Below are 19,451 nucleotides of genomic sequence, written 5' to 3'. Positions count from 1 at the left end.
GCAGAGACAGACCTTTCACTGACAGGAGTACCACCATGCATTACCTCACTCCCGACCTGTGCGACGCTTACCCGGATCTGGTTCAGGTTCTTGAGCCGATGTTCAGCAATTTCGGCGGCCGTGATTCATTCGGCGGTGAAATCGTGACCGTCAAATGCTTTGAGGACAACTCGCTGGTCAAAGAGCAGGCCGAGCTGGACGGGAAGGGCAAGGTGCTGGTGGTCGATGGCGGCGGATCGCTGCGTTGCGCGTTACTGGGTGACATGATTGCCGAGAAAGCCGCACGCAATGGTTGGCAAGGCATGGTGATCTACGGCTGTATTCGTGATGTGGATGTGTTGGCGCAGACGGATCTGGGTGTCCAGGCGCTGGCCAGCCATCCGCTGAAGACCAATAAGCGTGGTATTGGTGACTTGAACGTGGTGGTGACCTTTGCCGGTGTTACCTTCCGCCCGGGTGAATACGTGTATGCCGATAACAACGGCGTGATCGTTTCACCCTCGGCTCTTACGATGCCCGAATAAGCGAAGTATTAATGTTCGACGAGACAAACGCGCAGTGGGGGCTGGTTCATGCCCTCGTTTTGGACGGTAAAGGCGGGGCACGCTTCATCGCTCGAACCGAACTGGATTGCCTTCAGCTGCAGCCGCACGAGAGTGTCTGGCTGCATTGGGATCGCGGTCATCCGCAGACTCAGACGTGGTTGCGCACAGCCAGCGGCTTGAGTGAATTCGCCTGTGACCTGCTGCTGGAGGAAAACACCCGACCGCGTCTGTTGCCACTGCCTGATGAAAAACTGCTGCTGTTTTTGCGCGGCGTCAATCTCAATCCTGGGGCCGAGCCGGAGGATATGGTCTCGGTGCGAATCTTCGCCGCAGCCCAGCAGGTCATATCCTTGCGCTTGCGTCCGCTGCGAGCCACGGATGAGTTGATTGAGCAACTGAACGAGGGTAATGGACCCAAAACCGCGTCCGAACTGATCCTCTATCTCGCCCAGTACCTGACTGACAAGGTCCAGGCGCTGGTGGGTGACCTCACCGAATCGGTCGATGAAGAGGAAGAAAAGATAGATGCCGATGAACGGTACACGCCTGAGCACGGCGACATGCTTCATATTCGACGCCGCGCCGCAGGGCTCAGACGTTTTCTCTCGCCGCAGCGGGAAATTTACGGGCAGCTCAGTCGCAGCAAGCTACCGTGGTTCGTCGACGATGATGCTGACTACTGGAACGAGCTGAATAACAGCCTTACGCGATACCTTGAAGAACTGGAGTTGACCCGCGAGCGAGTGGGGTTGGTGCTTGAGTCCGAAGACAGGCGACTGCGCGAGCGCATGAACCACACCATGTACCGCTTTGGCATAATCACCGGAATCTTTCTGCCCATGAGCTTTCTGACCGGCTTGTTGGGGATAAACGTCGGGGGTATCCCCGGCTCCGATAGCCCTTATGGCTTCCTGGTGGCTTGCGCGCTGATTGTCGCGCTGGCGTTAGGGCAGTGGTGGTTGTTCAGGCGCTTGCGTTGGGTCTGACTGTTACACTTTTTAACGTTCGTTCGAGGGGGCATTTGTGACTCACCCGGATTGGTTCGCGTCTCCACAGGACGTTACGAGAGGTGCCTATGCACGATCCGTTTGAAGAATCATTGCGCGACATGCTCAAGTCGTCCTCCTCCAGCCGGGATGACGATGCATGCCTTGGTCGCGTATTGAAGACCGCCAATCGCCAGGTCGGCGCGGGCGTGTTATTCAGTCTGCTAGGCCGCTGGTCCGAAGCGATGATGATCGCCTTGAACAATGGCTCGGCCCACGTTGCACCGGTTTCACGTAAGAAGAATTCTACCGCTCGTCCTGTCGATAAGGCTGATTGAACATGGAATTGGATCTCTGGACTCAGAGTCTGGTTGCCGCAATGACTGCATTGTGGACCAAAGTTGCAAATTTCATCCCGAATCTGTTCGGTGCTCTGGTGGTTGTGCTGCTGGGCTTTGTGGTCGCCAAACTACTCGACACCCTGCTGTCGAAGCTGCTTGCCAAGCTCGGTCTGGATCGTTTGATGGCGGGCACCGGCCTGACCAAGCTGATCAGTCGGGCGGGTGTTCAGGTTCCGATCTCGACCCTCATCGGCAAGATTGTTTACTGGTTCGTGCTGCTGATCTTCCTGGTATCTGCTGCCGAGTCGCTGGGTCTGGAGCGGGTTTCAGCTACGCTGGACATGCTGGCGCTGTATTTACCCAAAGTCTTTGGTGCTGCGCTGGTGCTGCTGGTCGGCGTGCTGCTGGCGCAACTGGTCAACGGGCTGGTTCGCGGTGCGGCTGAGGGTGTCGGGCTGGATTACTCGGCAGGCCTGGGGCGAATTGCTCAGGGGCTGGTCATTATTATCAGTATTTCGGTGGCGATCAGTCAGTTGGAGGTCAAAACTGACCTGCTTAACCACGTGATTGTGATCGGTTTGATTACCGTTGGTCTGGCAATTGCCTTGGCCATGGGGCTGGGAAGTCGTGAACTTGCTGGCCAAATACTGGCAGGAATTTATGTGCGGGAGTTGTATCAGGTAGGGCAAGAGGTGCGTGTTGGCGATGTCGAAGGGCAGATCGAAGAGATTGGTACGGTGAAAACCACACTGCTGACTGATGACGGGGAGTTGGTTTCATTGTCCAACCGCGTCCTTCTGGAACAGCGAGTGAGCAGCCGTTAAGCGGCTAACCTGCTACTCTATGCCGCCACAAATTGCCGTTTCAAGGGCAGTGGCGGCCATTGACCTGACTGTCGGCACGATTTGTTTTGAATAACACTCAACCGCTATCGATGCGTTACGACCCACGAGAGCTCTCTGACGAGGAGCTGGTTGCGCGCGCCCACGTCGAACTTTTCCATGTGACGCGGGCGTATGAAGAATTGATGCGTCGCTATCAACGTACACTTTTTAACGTCTGTGCACGTTATTTAGGGAACGATCGCGATGCTGATGATGTCTGTCAGGAAGTGATGCTTAAGGTGTTGTATGGCTTGAAGAATTTTGAGGGTAAATCGAAATTCAAAACATGGCTGTACAGCATCACTTACAACGAATGCATCACTCAGTACAGGAAGGAACGGCGTAAGCGTCGCTTGATGGACGCTTTGAGTCTGGATCCACTTGAGGAAGCGTCGGAAGAAAAGGCGCCTAAACCTGAAGAACGGGGCGGACTTGATCGCTGGCTTGTGTATGTGAACCCGATCGATCGGGAGATTCTGGTGCTGCGTTTTGTCGCAGAACTTGAATTCCAGGAGATTGCAGACATTATGCACATGGGCTTGAGCGCAACGAAAATGCGCTACAAGCGGGCTTTAGATAAATTACGTGAGAAATTTGCAGGCATTACCGAAACTTAAGTCGGTGCAAATATCTCTAACGAGCAGGCAAGTTCTGATAGACTTGCCGATGAGTTGTCCCCAGCGATGTGGGACTGCTTTACAATCACCAGATGGGGATTTAACGGATGAAACTGAAAAACACCTTGGGCTTGGCCATTGGTACTATTGTTGCCGCGGCATCTTTCGGCGCTCTGGCACAAGGCCAAGGCGCAGTCGAAATCGAAGGCTTCGCCAAGAAAGAGTACTACGACAGCGCCCGTAACTTTAAAAACGACGGCAACCTGTTCGGCGGCTCGATTGGTTATTTCCTGACCGACGACGTAGAAGTACGTCTGGGTTACGACGAAGTTCACAACGTTCGCAGCGACAGCGGCAAGAACATCAAAGGCTCCAACACTGCCCTTGACGCTCTGTACCACTTCAACAATCCAGGCGACATGCTGCGTCCTTACGTTTCGGCTGGTTTCTCTGATCAAAGCATCGGTCAAGACGCTCGTGGCGGCCGTAACGGCTCCACTTTCGCCAACATCGGTGGCGGTGCCAAGCTTTACTTCACTGACAACTTCTATGCCCGCGCAGGCGTTGAAGCTCAGTACAACATCGACCAAGGCGACACCGAGTGGGCTCCTAGCGTCGGTATCGGCGTAAACTTCGGTGGCGGCTCCAAGAAAGTTGAAGCAGCACCAGCTCCAGTAGCTGAAGTGTGCTCCGACAGCGACAACGACGGCGTGTGCGACAACGTCGACAAGTGCCCGGACACCCCAGCCAACGTTACCGTTGACGCTGATGGCTGCCCAGCAGTTGCCGAAGTGGTTCGTGTTGAGCTGGACGTGAAGTTCGATTTCGACAAATCCGTAGTCAAGCCTAACAGCTACGGCGACATCAAGAACCTCGCTGACTTCATGCAACAGTACCCACAAACCACCACCACTGTTGAAGGTCACACTGACTCCGTCGGTCCTGACGCTTACAACCAAAAACTGTCCGAGCGTCGTGCAAACGCCGTTAAACAGGTTCTGGTTAACCAGTACGGTGTTGGCGCTAACCGCGTAAACTCGGTTGGTTATGGCGAATCCCGTCCAGTTGCTGATAACGCAACTGACGCTGGCCGCGCTGTTAACCGTCGCGTAGAAGCTGAAGTTGAAGCACAAGCTAAGTAATTAGCCTGCTTTACTCGCTTCAATAGAAAAGCCCGGCCTAGGCCGGGCTTTTCTTTGCCTGCGATTTGAGGGAAAACTCAGGCCGTTTTGCTTTCTGCCAGTTGCAGCAAATCTATCTCTGTGACTGCTGCCACTTCGCCAATCACCAGGATGGCCGGACTCTTCAGTTCGAACAGTGCTGCATCCCGTTGCATGTCGGCGAGTGAGCTACGGCATTCGCGTTGCTGAGGCAGCGAAGCGTTCTCGATCATTGCCACTGGCATAGTCAGCGCCATGCCGCCGCTGATCAGGCTGTCACGTATTTCCGCCAGTTTTGCGACACCCATGTAAACCACCAACGTTGTTCCTCCTTGCGCCAACGCTTGCCAGTTCAACGTGCTGTCGTCCTGTGTGTGAGCGGTTACCAATGTCACGCCGCGACTAACGCCGCGCAATGTGAGCGATATACCGCACTGCGTCGCGCCAGCCAGGCCGGCGGTGATGCCGTTGACCAGTTCCACATCAACCCCATGAACTCGCAGCCAATCGGCTTCTTCGCCGCCGCGGCCAAATATGCATGGGTCTCCACCCTTGAGGCGAACTACGCATTTGCCCTGGCGCACGTAGCGCAGCATCAGGCGATGGATGAAAGCTTGCGGTGTCGAGCGGCAGCCACCCCGTTTGCCTACTGGAATGACGCGAGCGGTCGGGCAATGCTCCAGCACGGCGCTGTTGACCAGATCATCGATCAGGACCACGTCTGCTTCGCGCAGGGCACGCACGGCTTTGAGGGTCAGTAGCTCGGGATCTCCGGGACCTGCGCCGACCAGCCAGACTTTTGCACTCATGCTGTACACCTCATTAGTTGATCGCGACGGCCGTCAGCAGTCGTTTGATTTCCGGCACGCACGAGCCGCACATAGTGCCGCAGCCCAGTTGTGCCTTCAGTTGACCCAGGTCGAGTCCTTTGGCGATGGCGTCGCATACAGCGTTTTCACTGACGTTCATGCAATTGCATAACGTTTTGCTGCGAGTTGATTTATTTGTGCCCGAACCGGGAGCGCTGCTGAGCGGAGCAAGTAACCACCGGCGTAGCTCGTCATCGATCTCCTGGCCATCCAGCCACAGCCCTTGCAACCAGTCCCTGGCGAGAGTTTCCCCGCCCAGGCGGATAGCAGTGATCCGACCTTGTTCCAGACGAATGCGTTTGCTGATGCCCCTTCGAGGATCGTCATAAGCCAGCACCGGGCCGTGATCCAGTTCCAGCAACTGATCAATCCGATCAAGCAGTTCTTGAGCGGGCGCTTCGCTGCTGGCTGCTCGCAAAGTCAGGGCAGGGCGCTCGCGTCCGGCAAGACTCAAGCTGGTGTAGGGGAATTCATCGCACAGTGAGCGCAAGGCATCCAGTCGGCGTTGCACGTCACCTTCTATCAACACAAATAGCCGCCATGGCAGGTCGACCTTGTCGACGCGCACGCCAGAGTGCTTCAGCTCGGGTTGCCTGGAGATCGGGTCGAACGCTGGCTGTGTAAGGATATTCACGCCGCCTTTGAGAAAACGATCACCCCAGTGCATCGGCATGAACCCGTGGCCAGCCCGCAAGCCGTCATCGCTGTCTACCGGCACGATCACGCTGCCGCGTCGGCTTTTCAGGGTGACCAGATCACCCGATTGCAGTCGATAGCGATGCAAATCTTCCGGGTGCAGGCTCAACACCGCTTCACTGACATGACCGAACAGGCGCGCAGCGGTGCCGGTGCGGCTCATACCATGCCATTGATCACGCAGGCGGCCGGTGTTCAGGGTGAGCGGGAAGCGACTGTCGCGCAGCTCTTTGGCAGCGCTGTACGGCTCGCTGATGAATCTGGCCTTGCCTGATGGCGTTGGAAAGTGGCCATCCAGATACAGGCGTGCCGTGCCGCCTGTAGCGCCTGCGGGGAATGGCCATTGTTGCGGGCCGTACTGGTCGATGATGCCGTAGCTGATACCAGACAAGTCCAGATCGCGGCCTTGAGTCAGAAGCTTGTACTCATCAAACAGCGCCTGAGGCGTCTGGAAATCAAAAAGCGCCTTTGCTTCAGGCTTTAGCCGGGCCTGGAGGCGTTGAGCGAAATCAACCGTAATTGCCCAGTCCGGGCGCGCGTCTCCGGGAGCGGCAATCGCTTTGCGCACATGGGATATACGTCTTTCGGAGTTGGTGACCGAACCTTCTTTTTCTCCCCAACTGGCGGCGGGCAGCAGCAGGTCGGCAAAGCGTGCGGTTTCGGTGGTGCGAAAGGCTTCCTGCAGAACCACGAACGGGCAGGTGTTCAGGGCTTCGCGAACCCGGGTCTGATCAGGCAGTGATTGAGCCGGGTTGGTGCAGGCGATCCACACAGCTTTGATTTTGCCGCTCTGCATCTGCTCGAACAATTCGATGGCGGATAAGCCTGGCGCTTCCGGTAGCTTGTCGATCCCCCAGTACTGCGCCACTTCATCGCGATGGTCGGGATTGCCTGCTTCACGGTGGCCGGGGAGCAGATTGGACAGGCTGCCGGTTTCGCGGCCGCCCATGGCATTGGGCTGGCCGGTCAGGGAGAAAGGTCCCGCGCCAGGGCGGCCGATTTGTCCGGTGGCCAGATGAAGGTTGATCAACGCACTGTTTTTGGCGCTCCCCGCGGTGGACTGATTCAAGCCCATGCACCACAGCGATAGAAAGCTCGGTGCCTGACCGACCCACTGGGCGCATTCGTGCAGTTGCTGAAGCGAGATGCCGCAGGTCTGCGCGACCATTTGCGGCGTGTAGTGATGCACCAGGCTTTTCAGTTCGGCATAGCCTTCGGTGTGCTGGTCGATGAAATCCTGATCGACCATGCCTTCCCAGAGCAGCAGGTGCAGAATGCCGTGGAACAGCGCCACGTCAGTGCCGGGGTTGATCGCCAGATGCATGTCCGCCAGATCGCACGTATCGGTACGGCGTGGATCAATGACGATGACTTTCATGTCCGGGCGTTGGCTTTTTGCTTCTTCCAGGCGACGAAACAGAATCGGATGAGCGTAAGCCATGTTGCTGCCCACGATCATCACGCAATCACTGAGCTCGATGTCTTCATAGCTGCAGGGCGGAGCATCTGCACCCAGGCTGCGCTTGTAGCCAACTACCGCAGAAGACATGCACAGGCGAGAGTTGCTGTCGATATTGTTGGTGCCGACCAGCGCCCGGGCTAGCTTGTTGAATGCGTAGTAATCCTCGGTCAGCAGTTGCCCCGAGATATAGAACGCCACGCTGTCAGGCCCATGTTCGCGAATGGTCTGGGCGAACACATTAGCGGCATGATCCAGTGCGGTTTTCCAGTCCGTGACGCCTCGTGCCAGGCCTTTGCCCAAGCGTAGTTCCGGATACAGCGCCCGTGCGCTGATGTCGCCCGTCAGGTGCAGGGTCGATCCTTTGCTGCAGAGCTTGCCGAAGTTGGCCGGGTGCGCGGGATCACCACTGACCCCGATGATGTTGCGCCCGTCATGTTCGATGAGTACGCCGCACCCGACCCCGCAATAGCAGCAAGTGGATGCGATGGTTTGCGTCGCAGGCACCGCAATGCTGGTCAGGCGCATAGCGGAATGTCCGTTTGAGGTGTGGTGGTTTCTCCGAACATCAGTTGGTCACGCAGAGTACTGATCGATTGCCCGCTGCGGATCAGGCGCATGTACCAGCCGCCGTCAGAGGTGTCGCCGTACAGGCAAGCGCCCACCAGCACGTCGTTTTTAATCACCAGTTTTTTATAACGCCCGCTGATGGGGTCCTGCAGCGTAATGGTTTCAGTGCCTTCGCCACCCATGAAGTCTCCGGCAGAAAACAGGTCGATGCCGGTCACTTTCAATTTTGTCGAGATGACAGAACCTTTGTAGCGGGCGAAGCCCAATTGTGCGAGATGGTTGGCGCAGACTTTGGCTTGCTCGAACAGCGGTGCTACCAGACCGTAGGCTGTACCGCGGTGGCTGGCGCATTCGCCGATGGCATAAATGCGCGGGTCGTAGGTTTGCAGGGTGTCGTTGACCAGAATCCCGCGATTGCACGGCAGGCCGGCCAGTTCTGCCAATTCGGTCGCCGGGCGAATGCCCGCTGCCATGACCACAAGATCGGCAGGGATCACGTCACCGTTTTTGAATTGCACGGCTTTGACCGCGCCTTTGCCGTCGTTCAGTAAAGCTTCGGTTTGCTCGTTCAGGCGAAAGTGCAAGCCGCGAGCTTCCAGAGCGGTTTGCAGCAGTTGTCCGGCGGTTTTATCCAGTTGCCGTTCCAGCAACCACTTGCCGATGTGGACGACGGTCACGTCCATGCCGCGCATCTTCAGGCCGTTCGCTGCTTCCAGACCGAGCAGACCGCCACCGATCACCACCGCATGTTTCCGGACTTTGGCGGTGTGGATCATGATTCGTGTGTCAGCGATGTCGCGATAACCGATCACACCGCTGAGGGCGCTGCCAGGCATAGGTGGCATGAATGGCGTCGAGCCGGTGGCAATCAGCAGGCGATCGTAATGTGCAACGGTGCCGTCATCGGCAATCACCTGGCGCTTTGCCCGGTCGATTTTCACGACTCTGCGATTGAGCAGCAGTTGAATGTTGTTGCTCAAATACCATTCCAGATCGTTGAGCACGATGTCTTCGAATTTCTGCTCCCCGGCCAGCACCGGCGACAGCATGATGCGGTTGTAATTGGGGTGCGGCTCGGCACCGAACACGGTGATGTCGTAGAGATCGTCGCTGAGCTTGAGTAGCTCTTCGAGCGTGCGAACCCCGGCCATGCCATTGCCAATCATCACCAGTTTGAGTTTTCTCATCTTGCCTCCGAGAAGCCCGCGAGAGGGTGCTCGACAAATTCTGCACAAACAAAAAAGGCGTCCCGCTAGATAACTAGCGAGGACGCCTTTGTCCGGTCCCGTTCTCTCGGGAAGCTCAGCCTTCGTCTTTGAAAGCTGTAGCGATGTGAGTAGCTTGAGGAGAGATATGCAGGGGTTGTGCCAGATGCCCGGTGTTGCATTGTAGGAGGTGTGGGAGGCTGCGATCGCGATGTGTCAGGCAATCTGCTTTCGCAGCATTGGCCGCTTTTACAGGGAGCTCGTGCCCAAAGCTTGTCCGCTTTGGTGCGAGGCGCACCGTCGCAGGGCAATCCTGCTCAATGACGCATCAACCAGACAATCACGACCAGATTTACTAGCAACGAAACCAGCGCGACCGTTCGCCAGACCTTCAGCGGTTCGCGCTCGAGTAGGGGCTGTGCGCGTTTGACCAACGGACGGTGTTCGGCCTGCTCCAGCTCCAGCAACCACTGCTCGGCAGTTTCATAGCGCAGTTGTGGATCAGCTTGCAGTGCCTTGCTCAGATTGTGATCGAGCCAGTCGGGCAGATCCGGGCGATAGCGGCTGGCTGGCGTAGGCGTACCGAAACGGCGGTGCTGGAATGCTTCGATCTCACCATACGGGTAATGCCCGGTCAGCAGGTAATAGAGGGTGACGCCCACCGCGTAAATATCCTGGCGGGGAGTGGGCTCGTCGCCATGGAACGCCTCGGGTGCGATGAAGCTTGGCGTTCCTGGTAAATCGCCCGGCGTCAGCGTGGAGAGGCCTGGGCAGTAGGCGAGGCCGAAATCCAGCAGGCGTAACTCGCCGTTGTCTTCGAGCAGCAGGTTTTCCGGTTTGATATCGCGGTGGATGATGTTGCGCCGATGCAGTAAGCCCACGGCACGCAGCAGTTGCGTGGCATGGCCTAGCCATTGCGCTACGGATACCGGGCCGTGCTCGGTGAATGATTGGGCCAGACTAAGGCCCGGATGCTCACGCATCACGTAATACAGGTGTTGGCGATCCGGCGCGGAGTGAGTTTCAGGGAAGAAGCGCCCCGCGACGCGGCGCAAAAACCATTCTTCCAGCAGTAATCCCTGGCCCGCGCCGGGCTCGCCATGGCGATTGCCAGGAAGCGTTTTCAACAGCCAGCGCTGATTTTGCGGATCGCTGACCCGATACAGCAATGACTGGCGAGACTCAGCCAGCAGACTGTTAATCTGCCAGCCTTCGAAATGTTGTCCGGGCTTTAATAATGGCGGTAGCGGCCATTGCTGAAGCTGGATAAGTGCGTCGCCCAGGTCATCCTGGCCCAGCGCATCGACGCGAATCAGCACGGCGCTGGCGTTGTCCTGACTGCCAGCCAGATGAGCAGCGCTGACCAGCGTTTGCACAGCACGATCCAGATCCTCCTGTTCGGCGAGAATCGAGCGAATGCTGGCGTCACCCAGCGTTGCCCAGACACCATCGCTGAGCAACAGCAGGCGTTCGCCTTCACGCAGTTCGCCGTCCAGATAATCCATGACCACGTATTGATCCAGCCCCAGCGCGCGTTTCAGCACGTGTTGCATATCGGGCTGTTCCCAGACGTGGTCCTCACTGATGCGTTGCAGCTCCCCGGCGTGCCAGCGATAGGCGCGACAGTCGCCAACGTGAGCCAGGGTAAAACGCCTGCCGCGTAGCACCAATGCGCTGAGCGTGGTCAGCAAGCCGTTGGCCTGCAGCCAGCGATTTTGCGCGAGCAGCAGGCGGTCGAGGGATTGGGCGACGCCCCAGGTTTCAGGCGTCGAGTAGTAATCCAGCGCCAGCGCCTGCAAGGTTGATTGCGCCGCGAGGGCGCCATCGACGCATTGACTGACACCGTCTGCCAAGGCAAACAAATAGCCTTTGCTGGCGGCAAGCTCCGGGGCCGGAGTCACCAGGCGCATGGCGTCCTGATTCTCCGCCCGCGGGCCGCTGGCGCTGAATTGAGCAAGGCTCAGCTGCAAGCTCATTGATTGCCTCAGACGCGAGCAGCGGTAACAGCTGCCGAACCCCAGGTGGTTCTCCAGCGGCGCTTGACGTTGAGCAGGCCGAACCACGCCAACACGCCGAGAAATGCAAACAACCACAGGCCCATCTGATAGTCCCCGGTGTGTTGCTTGATCGAGCCCAGACCTGCGGCAAGCAGGAAGCCACCAATGCCGCCGGCCATGCCGATCAGGCCGGTCATGACGCCAATTTCCTTGCGGAAACGTTGTGGCACCAGTTGGAATACTGCGCCATTGCCTGCACCCAGACCGAGCATCGCCGCAACAAACAAGGCCAGTGCCGCCCAGGAACTGGGCAGGTTGAACCCAACGGCCGCGATGCAGATAGCCGCCACCGCGTACATGCCCGCCAAGGTTCGAATACCGCCGAAACGGTCAGCCAGAGCGCCGCCCAGCGGGCGCATCAGGCTACCGCCGAACACGCAGGCTGCGGTGTAGTAACCAGCAGTCACCGGACTCAGGCCGTATTGGTCATTGAAGTAACCGGGCAGGGCGCTGGCCAGGCCGATGAAGCCGCCGAAGGTAACGCTATAGAAAAACATGAACCACCAGCTGTCACGATCACCCAGCGCCTTGAGGTAGTCGCCCATGGACTTGGGTTTGGCGCGCTCTGGCGCATTACGCGCCATCAGCGAAAAAGCGATCAGGGTCAGGACCAGTGGGATGACCGCGAAGCCGAACACGTTGCTCCAGCCAAACGCAGCAGCCAGCACCGGAGCAATCAACGCGGCCAGCACCGTGCCGGAGTTGCCTGCACCGGCAATGCCCATCGCCTTGCCCTGATGCTCTGGCGGATACCACTGGGACGCCAGCGGCAACGCGACCGCGAACGACGCACCGGCGACACCGAGGAACACGCCCAGCAACAGCGCCTGCTCATAGGTGTGAATACCCAGATTCCAGGCGCTGAACAGCGCCACGATGACGATGACCTGGCCGATGATCCCGGCGGTTTTCGGCGACAGTTGATCCGCCACGATCCCCATCACGAAGCGCAGCAGGGCGCCCGCCAGAATCGGCGTTGCTACCATCAGGCCGCGTTGTTGGGTGGTCAGCTGCAGGTCTGTCGCAATTTGCACAGCCATCGGGCCGAGCAGGTACCAGACCATGAAGCTCAGATCGAAATACAGAAAGGCGGCGAACAGGGTCGGTTTGTGGCCGGCCTTCCAGAAGCTTGTATTCATTGAACACCTCATCTGCAAAAAGGAAGATCTGTTGTTTCGGGCACGGACCCGAACCGTAAGGGCTTGACGCTGTAGAGACATTCAGGTGGGGCGTCCATAACCTCGGCAGCACCACCGACCCCGATCACTGGGGCCAAAACGCAAAAAACGCCGCAACCCGATTCGCGTTGGCGAAAAAGGTGTGCGACGTCTTTGTCGTAGAGTGGGGCAACCGCCGTTGGTTACCTGTGTTGATTAACTAGCAAAAGCTGGGCCAGCTGGAGAATCGTCCCCTTCACCTCATTTTGGAATGCAATCCAGTGGGAGCAGAGCTTGGTCTGGGCGGCATTCCGACGATGAGGCTGGACGCGATCTAAAATGAACCGCGTCCAGCCTCATCGCGAGCAAGCTCTGCTCCCACATAGTTGTATTTCAAATCCGGATGGGTGTCAGCCTCACCCCAGCAATTCACTCATCGCGATAATCTGCTCCGCCACCTGAATCAGCTTCTGCTGTTTGCTCATGGCCTGACGGCGCATCAAGGTGTAGGCCTCTTCTTCCTTGCACTCCTTCATTTTCATGAGCAAGCCCTTGGCCAGTTCGATGCGTTTGCGTTCGGCCAATTGCTGATCCCGTGCCTGAAGCTGGGCACGCAAGGCCTGATCGCTTTCAAAACGCGCCATGGCTACATCGAGAATTGGCTGTAGACGCTGGGCATGAATGCCCTCGACGATGTACGCGCTGACCCCCGACTTGATTGCCTGACGCATCACCCCCGGATCATGCTCGTCGGTGAACATCACGATGGGGCGTGGTTGGTCGCGACTGACCATCACGACCTGTTCCATGACATCGCGGCCCGGGGATTCAGTGTCGATCAGGATCACATCGGGGCGAAGCGCTTCAACCCGTGCGGGCAAGTCGATGATCAGTCCGGACTCATCAATCACTTCAAAGCCCGCTTCGCTGAGCGCGGCTTTCAGGCGCCCGACTTTTTTTGCCGTGTCATTGATCAAGAGGATACGCAGCATAATCGTCAGCTCCTCATTGAGTCAGGGCGGCGGCCGCGTTGGCCATGGCGTGAAGCTTGAAGCTGCGGGCATAGCCGGCCGGGTCAGAGCCGTCCCAGACCTTGCCATCGATCAACTGGCTGCTGCGCATCGTTGCAGTCGGAACCGGTATATCCAGCGCTTCGGCGGCCTGACGATAAAGCGCCAGTTGGTGCACGCCTTTGGCAACATTGAGATAGTCCGGATCTTCACGCAGCAATCCCCAGCGGCGAAACTGCGTCATGAACCACATGCCGTCGGACAGGTACGGCAGGTTGACGTCACCATTACCGTGAAAGCGCAAAGCGTGATGATCGTGCCATTGGTTACCCAGCCCGTCGCGGTAATCACCCAGCAAGCGCGGCTCGATGCAACTGGCAGGCGCGTCGAGATAATCCACGCCGCTGAGCAATTGCGCGGTGCTGCGTCGGTTCTCGTCACTGGACTCGATGAAGCGACTGGCTTCCAGTACTGCCATGACCAGCGCCCGTGCGGTGTTAGGATTCTGCTCAACAAACTCCCGGGTGCAGCCCAGTACTTTTTCCGGGTGGTTGGGCCAGATCGCCTGAGTGGTGGCGAAGGTAAAGCCCAGTTGCTGATCTACTGCGCTGGCACCCCAAGGCTCACCCACGCAGAAGCCATCGATGCGACCGGCTTGCAGATGCTCAACCATGCGCGGCGGCGGCACCACTACACTGGTCACGTCCTGCAGAGGATGAATACCCTGGCTCGCCAGCCAGTAATAAAGCCACATAGCGTGGTTGCCGGTGGGGAAGGTTTGCGCGAAGGTCAGCTTTGTGCCGCTTTGGTGCACCTGGTGGTCCAGCGCCTCAGGAGTGATCACGCCCGCGTCCTGCAGCGGACGCGACAAGTTGATGCTCTGACCGTTCTGGTTCAGCCCCATCAATACGGCCATGTCGGTGGACGCGCTACCGCCAATGCCTAGCTGTACGGCATAGATCAATCCGTAGAGACTGTGGGCCGCGTGCAATTCGCCGCTGACCAGCTTGTCGCGCAGGCTTGCCCACGACGGCTGACGTTTGAGGTTCAGGCTCAGGCCATAGGGCTGGGCGAAGCCTTGTGTTGCGGCAACGACGATTGAGGCGCTGTCGGACAGCGGCATGAAGCCAATGTCGAGGCAGTTGATCTCTGGTGCATCGCTGCCAGCTACCCAGGCCAACGGGTTTCTTGTGGGCTCATTCATAAGTGTCATCTGTCCTCTGCCATGACAACTGCGTGTGGGGCGGGCATGTCCGCGCCAGGCTGGCAGGAATCTTTCATAAAAAAAGCGTCGTTCAATCCTTCGCAAAAAGCAAAGACGGAACGACGCCATTGTCGGTGCATCGGGCCCTCGTTGGCACGCTGCTATTAGTCTAAGTCAAGCAAGCGATATGCCAGTGTCATGCTCACCTGATCCTGGGTATCTACACTTATTTCGTCAGGGGATGTAGCAGTTCTTGCGTCCATATCAGCCATGACCGCAATAACGGATATGTACACAAAATCACTACACGAAAAAGATGTGTAGATACCTATGCTCATCGCAGCCCAGTCGATCAGCTCAAACAAAAGCCCGCAGGCATGCCTCGCACGCAATCGCTCAGACGTTTATAATCGCCGCCCTGAATTCAGCTTCTTACGAGCCGCGCCCGCCCATGTATAACCTGGCCCGCCAGTTACTGTTCAAACTTTCCCCGGAAACCTCCCACGACCTGTCGCTGGATCTGATTGGTGCTGGTGGCCGATTGGGTATCAATGGCCTGTTGAGCAAGGCACCGGCGCGTCTGCCGGTGAACGTCATGGGCCTGGAATTTCCCAATCCGGTCGGCTTGGCTGCCGGTCTGGACAAGAATGGCGCGGCCATCGACGGCTTTGCCCAGTTGGGTTTCGGCTTCGTTGAAATTGGTACCGTGACGCCGCGTCCTCAGCCGGGCAATCCCAAGCCGCGGATTTTCCGTCTGCCGCAGGCTGAAGCAATCATCAACCGCATGGGTTTCAATAATCTGGGTGTCGATAACCTGGTGGCTCGGGTCCAGGCCGCCAGCTACAAAGGCATTCTGGGTATCAATATCGGCAAGAACTTCGACACGCCAGTCGAGCGAGCGGTGGACGACTATCTGATCTGTCTGGACAAGGTTTATGCCCATGCCAGCTATGTAACGGTCAACGTCAGTTCGCCCAATACCCCAGGCCTGCGCAGCCTGCAGTTCGGCGACTCGCTCAAGCAGTTGCTTGAAGCGTTGCGTGTTCGTCAGGAAGCACTGACCCAGTTGCATGGCAAGCGTGTGCCGCTGGCCATCAAGATTGCGCCCGACATGACCGACGAAGAAACCGTGCTGGTTGCCGCAGCCTTGATCGAGTCGGGTATGGATGCGGTGATCGCTACCAACACCACCCTGAGCCGCGTCGGCGTCGAAGGCTTGCCGCATGGCGACGAGGCGGGGGGGCTGTCCGGCGCTCCAGTGCGCGAGAAGAGCACCCATACGGTCAAGGTTCTGGCTGGCGAACTGGCTGGGCGGATGCCGATCATTGCCGCGGGCGGCATCACCAAAGGCAAGCACGCGGCTGAAAAAATCGCTGCAGGTGCGAGCCTGGTGCAGATCTATTCCGGCTTTATCTATAAAGGCCCGGCACTGATTCGTGAGTCGGTGGATGCGATTGCTGCGATGGGCAAAAGCCGAGGCTAAAAAAGGGGCTCCTTGAAGGAGCCCCTTGGGCTTGCGCCCAGCGCCCGGATGGGACGCTTCTGGTTTTGAATCGGTTCAGAGATTTGATGGACTGATCGGAAGTTACCTGATTATCCGACCGCGTGAAGTTCGTTGAGTCTGTGGATTCCCGCAGTGCCGGTCATACCGTCCCAGTTGTCGCCGCGTCCTTCTCGCCAGCCATTGATCCAGGCTTGGCGCACCGACGGTAGAGTAAAAGGGCAAAGCTCACGGGATTTACCATGAACGCCGTACTGATATCCGCGTAAAAATGCTCTTTCCAACGGATCACGCTTAAGTCTTCTCATAGGGTGTTGCCCTCGTTTGTTGACTGTTATGTCCCTGAGACCTCATGTCGAGGTCGGGCAGAATGCTTCTGCCGTTGGTGCCCGCTGCCGGCGTCGCGGGCGTGGTGTCGTTACCGTTGCGGTGACAACCTGTGGTGATTTCTAACCAATGGTTAGGGTGCTGTGAATGATCGTTTTGTCATAAGCACGTCATATTTGTAATAACTGGAACATAAGCAGTCAGGTGTTTCAAAGTTGATTATTTCGCCAGCCCTGAGTGGGCAAGGCCTGCGAGGAGTGTTGCGACTGCTTCGCAAGCGCAGATGATGGCCGGTTGCAAGCAGCCTTAAATCGACGAAGGGTCGCGATGTGACTTTTTATTACGGCTGTTGTCGTGCTGAATAGTGGTTTTTAAATGTCCCTTGGCCATGATGGTCTGGGGATGACTGCCTTGATGACCAGATCGGTTCAAGGTGGTCTGGCACAAATTGTGTGCCACGCAGGCGTTCTCCAAGAAAGACGCCTGTTAAATCTGGTCGGGCAATGCGTTGCCCGCCGCTTATGGCTCAGGCCCTGGAATACTCATGTCGGACCGTTACGAACTTTTCCTCACTTGCCCTAAAGGCCTGGAAGGGCTGCTTGCCGAGGAAGCCACAGCGCTTGGCCTCGAGGAAACCCGCGAACATACCTCAGCCATTCGTGGCAGTGCCGACATGGAGACCGCCTACCGGCTTTGCCTCTGGTCGCGTCTGGCCAACCGTGTTTTGCTGGTCCTCAAGCGCTTCCCGATGAAGGATGCCGAAGACCTTTACAACGGCGTGTTGCACGTTGACTGGCACGATCACCTTGAGCCGGACGGCTCGCTGGCGGTTGAGTTCAGTGGTCACGGTTCGGGCATCGACAACACTCATTTCGGCGCCTTGAAGGTCAAGGACGCTATCGTCGACAAACTGCGCATGCCAGACGGTTCGCGTCCGTCCGTGGACAAGCTGAACCCGGATCTGCGCGTGCATCTGCGTCTGGACCGTGGCGAAGCGATTCTGTCTCTGGACCTGTCCGGCCACAGCCTGCATCAGCGGGGCTATCGTTTGCAGCAGGGCGCTGCGCCGCTGAAAGAAAACCTGGCGGCCGCCATTCTGATTCGTGCGGGCTGGCCGCGTATTGCTGCTGAAGGTGGCGCGCTGGCGGACCCGATGTGCGGCGTGGGTACCTTCCTCGTTGAAGCGGCGATGATCGCTGCCGACATCGCACCAAACCTCAAGCGCGAGCGTTGGGGATTCTCCGCATGGCTCGGCCACGTGCCTGCCCTGTGGCGCAAGCTGCACGATGAAGCGCTTGAGCGCGCTGAAGCGGGTCTGGCCAAGCCGCCGCTGTGGATTCGCGGCTACGAAGCGGATCCGCGCCTGATTCAACCGGGGCGCAACAACGTGGAGCGTGCAGGTCTCAGCGAATGGATCAAGATTTACCAGGGCGAAGTGGCAACATTTGAACCGCGCCCTGACCAGAATCAGAAAGGTCTGGTGATCTGTAACCCTCCCTATGGCGAGCGACTGGGTGACGAAGCAAGCTTGCTTTATCTCTACCAGAATCTCGGTGAGCGTCTACGTCAGGCCTGCCTGAACTGGGAGGCTGCGGTATTCACTGGCGCTCCGGATCTGGGCAAGCGCATGGGCATTCGCAGCCACAAGCAATACGCTTTCTGGAACGGTGCCTTGCCGTGCAAGCTGCTGCTGATCAAAGTGCTGCCGGACCAGTTCGTGACCGGCGAACGCCGCACCGCTGAACAGCGTCAGGTCGAGCGCGATCACGTCGAGCCGGAAGACACCAGCCCGCTGGTGACGCCAGGCAAATACGAGAAGTACAACAAGAACGGCAACCCGATCAAACCGGCGCCAGTGGTGGTCGAGCAGCCGCGCTTGAGCGAAGGCGGGCAGATGTTTGCCAACCGTTTGCAGAAAAACCTCAAGCTGCTGGGCAAGTGGGTACGTCGCGAAGGCATCGATTGCTACCGCGTGTATGACGCTGACATGCCTGAATACTCGCTGGCGATCGACCTGTATCAGGATTGGGTTCACGTTCAGGAGTACGCCGCGCCCAAGTCCATTGATCCGGAAAAAGCCTCGGCCCGTCTGTTCGATGCGTTGGCGGCTATCCCTCAGGCGCTCAATGTCGACAAGAGCCGAGTTGTTATCAAGCGTCGCGAGCGCCAGAGCGGTACAAAGCAGTACGAGCGTCAAAGTGCTCAAGGGCAGTTTGTCGAGGTCAATGAAGGCGGCGTCAAGCTGTTGGTCAACCTGACGGATTATCTGGACACCGGCCTGTTCCTGGATCACCGCGCCATGCGCATGCGAATTCAGCGCGAGGCTCAGGGCAAACGCTTCCTCAATCTGTTCTCCTACACCGCAACGGCCAGCGTTCACGCTGCTAAAGGCGGCGCGCGCAGCACCACCAGTGTCGACCTGTCCAAAACTTACCTGGATTGGGCGCGGCGTAACCTGTCGCTGAACGGTTTCTCCGACAAGAACCGTCTGGAGCAGGGCGACGTGATGGCGTGGCTGGATGCCTGTCGTGAAGAGTACGACCTGATCTTCATCGATCCGCCGACTTTCTCCAACTCCAAGCGCATGGAAGGTATTTTCGACGTGCAACGCGATCAGGTGCAGTTGCTTGACCTGGCCATGGCGCGTCTGGCGCCGGGCGGCGTGCTGTATTTCTCGAATAACTTCCGCAAGTTTGTCCTCGATGAAAATCTTGCACAGCGTTATGCCGTGGAAGAAATAACCGCCCAAACCATCGACCCTGACTTTGCCCGCAACAGCAAAATCCATAGAGCGTGGAAGATCACAGCCAGATAATGGGGCCTGCGCGCATCGATCCGTTCGCATTTGCGGCGGATCGATGTG

15 protein-coding genes and 1 pseudogene are annotated in these 19,451 nt (G+C 57.8%); 8 read left to right on the top strand and 8 right to left on the bottom strand.

Going from position 1 to position 19,451, the window contains the following annotated elements:
- The first annotated feature begins 35 nt into the window (after positions 1–35).
- From rraA to AUC60_RS05365, 6 genes are all read left to right on the top strand, one after another.
- Positions 36–524: a ribonuclease E activity regulator RraA gene (gene rraA, locus AUC60_RS05390; RefSeq protein ID WP_087265066.1), complete on the top strand. Its 489-nt coding sequence runs from the start codon at positions 36–38 to the stop codon at positions 522–524.
- 11 nt (positions 525–535) lie between these two features.
- Entirely contained in the window at positions 536–1,531 is a 996-nt protein-coding gene (locus AUC60_RS05385) for a zinc transporter ZntB (protein ID WP_087265065.1), read from the top strand.
- Between the two features lie 89 nt (positions 1,532–1,620).
- On the top strand, positions 1,621–1,869 hold the full coding sequence (locus tag AUC60_RS05380) for a CrfX protein (protein WP_087265064.1): 249 nt from the start codon (positions 1,621–1,623) through the stop codon (positions 1,867–1,869).
- 2 nt (positions 1,870–1,871) lie between these two features.
- Complete coding sequence (locus tag AUC60_RS05375) at positions 1,872–2,696, top strand: mechanosensitive ion channel family protein (protein WP_087265063.1); 825 nt, start codon at positions 1,872–1,874, stop codon at positions 2,694–2,696.
- Between the two features lie 86 nt (positions 2,697–2,782).
- A complete protein-coding gene (gene sigX, locus AUC60_RS05370) occupies positions 2,783–3,373 on the top strand; it encodes an RNA polymerase sigma factor SigX (protein ID WP_087265062.1) in 591 nt (196 codons plus the stop codon).
- A gap of 107 nt (positions 3,374–3,480) precedes the next feature.
- Positions 3,481–4,515, top strand: coding sequence for an OmpA family protein (locus AUC60_RS05365; protein WP_087265061.1), 1,035 nt, complete (start codon positions 3,481–3,483; stop codon positions 4,513–4,515).
- A gap of 77 nt (positions 4,516–4,592) precedes the next feature.
- On the opposite strand, the gene cobA is transcribed toward AUC60_RS05365, so the two are convergent.
- The 7 genes and pseudogenes from cobA to AUC60_RS05330 all read right to left on the bottom strand — a co-directional run bounded on the left by cobA (position 4,593) and on the right by AUC60_RS05330 (position 14,760).
- Positions 4,593–5,342 (bottom strand): uroporphyrinogen-III C-methyltransferase, encoded by a 750-nt coding sequence (cobA, locus tag AUC60_RS05360; protein ID WP_087265060.1) that lies wholly within the window; start codon positions 5,340–5,342, stop codon positions 4,593–4,595.
- A 13-nt stretch (positions 5,343–5,355) separates the two neighbouring features.
- Entirely contained in the window at positions 5,356–8,085 is a 2,730-nt protein-coding gene (locus AUC60_RS05355) for a nitrate reductase (protein WP_087265059.1), read from the bottom strand.
- A 29-nt stretch (positions 8,086–8,114) separates the two neighbouring features.
- Positions 8,115–9,314, bottom strand: a pseudogene (locus AUC60_RS05350) (NAD(P)/FAD-dependent oxidoreductase); the annotation flags it as partial.
- Positions 9,315–9,649: 335 nt separating this feature from the next.
- Positions 9,650–11,308 carry a bifunctional protein-serine/threonine kinase/phosphatase gene (locus tag AUC60_RS05345; protein WP_087265057.1) on the bottom strand — a complete coding sequence of 553 codons (1,659 nt, stop codon included), beginning with the start codon at positions 11,306–11,308 and terminating at the stop codon, positions 9,650–9,652.
- 8 nt (positions 11,309–11,316) lie between these two features.
- On the bottom strand, positions 11,317–12,528 hold the full coding sequence (locus AUC60_RS05340; protein WP_087265056.1) for a nitrate/nitrite transporter: 1,212 nt from the start codon (positions 12,526–12,528) through the stop codon (positions 11,317–11,319).
- Positions 12,529–12,962: 434 nt separating this feature from the next.
- Complete coding sequence (locus tag AUC60_RS05335) at positions 12,963–13,538, bottom strand: ANTAR domain-containing response regulator (protein ID WP_027902728.1); 576 nt, start codon at positions 13,536–13,538, stop codon at positions 12,963–12,965.
- Between the two features lie 13 nt (positions 13,539–13,551).
- Positions 13,552–14,760, bottom strand: a complete 1,209-nt coding sequence (locus tag AUC60_RS05330; RefSeq protein ID WP_087265055.1) for a CmpA/NrtA family ABC transporter substrate-binding protein — start codon at positions 14,758–14,760, stop codon at positions 13,552–13,554.
- A gap of 451 nt (positions 14,761–15,211) precedes the next feature.
- Between AUC60_RS05330 and AUC60_RS05325 the strand changes: the two genes are divergently transcribed.
- Positions 15,212–16,243: a quinone-dependent dihydroorotate dehydrogenase gene (locus AUC60_RS05325; RefSeq protein ID WP_087265054.1), complete on the top strand. Its 1,032-nt coding sequence runs from the start codon at positions 15,212–15,214 to the stop codon at positions 16,241–16,243.
- 110 nt (positions 16,244–16,353) lie between these two features.
- On the opposite strand, the gene rmf is transcribed toward AUC60_RS05325, so the two are convergent.
- Complete coding sequence (gene rmf / locus AUC60_RS05320; RefSeq protein ID WP_002553055.1) at positions 16,354–16,569, bottom strand: ribosome modulation factor; 216 nt, start codon at positions 16,567–16,569, stop codon at positions 16,354–16,356.
- A 563-nt stretch (positions 16,570–17,132) separates the two neighbouring features.
- Here rmf and rlmKL point away from each other — a divergent pair.
- A complete protein-coding gene (gene rlmKL, locus AUC60_RS05315) occupies positions 17,133–19,403 on the top strand; it encodes a bifunctional 23S rRNA (guanine(2069)-N(7))-methyltransferase RlmK/23S rRNA (guanine(2445)-N(2))-methyltransferase RlmL (protein ID WP_087265053.1) in 2,271 nt (756 codons plus the stop codon).
- Positions 19,404–19,451 lie beyond the last annotated feature (48 nt).

It is taken from the genome of Pseudomonas caspiana, assembly GCF_002158995.1.
Lineage (GTDB): Bacteria > Pseudomonadota > Gammaproteobacteria > Pseudomonadales > Pseudomonadaceae > Aquipseudomonas > Aquipseudomonas caspiana.
The sequence above is the reverse complement of the archived record's forward strand: the minus strand, read 5'-3'. Positions and strand labels throughout refer to the sequence as shown.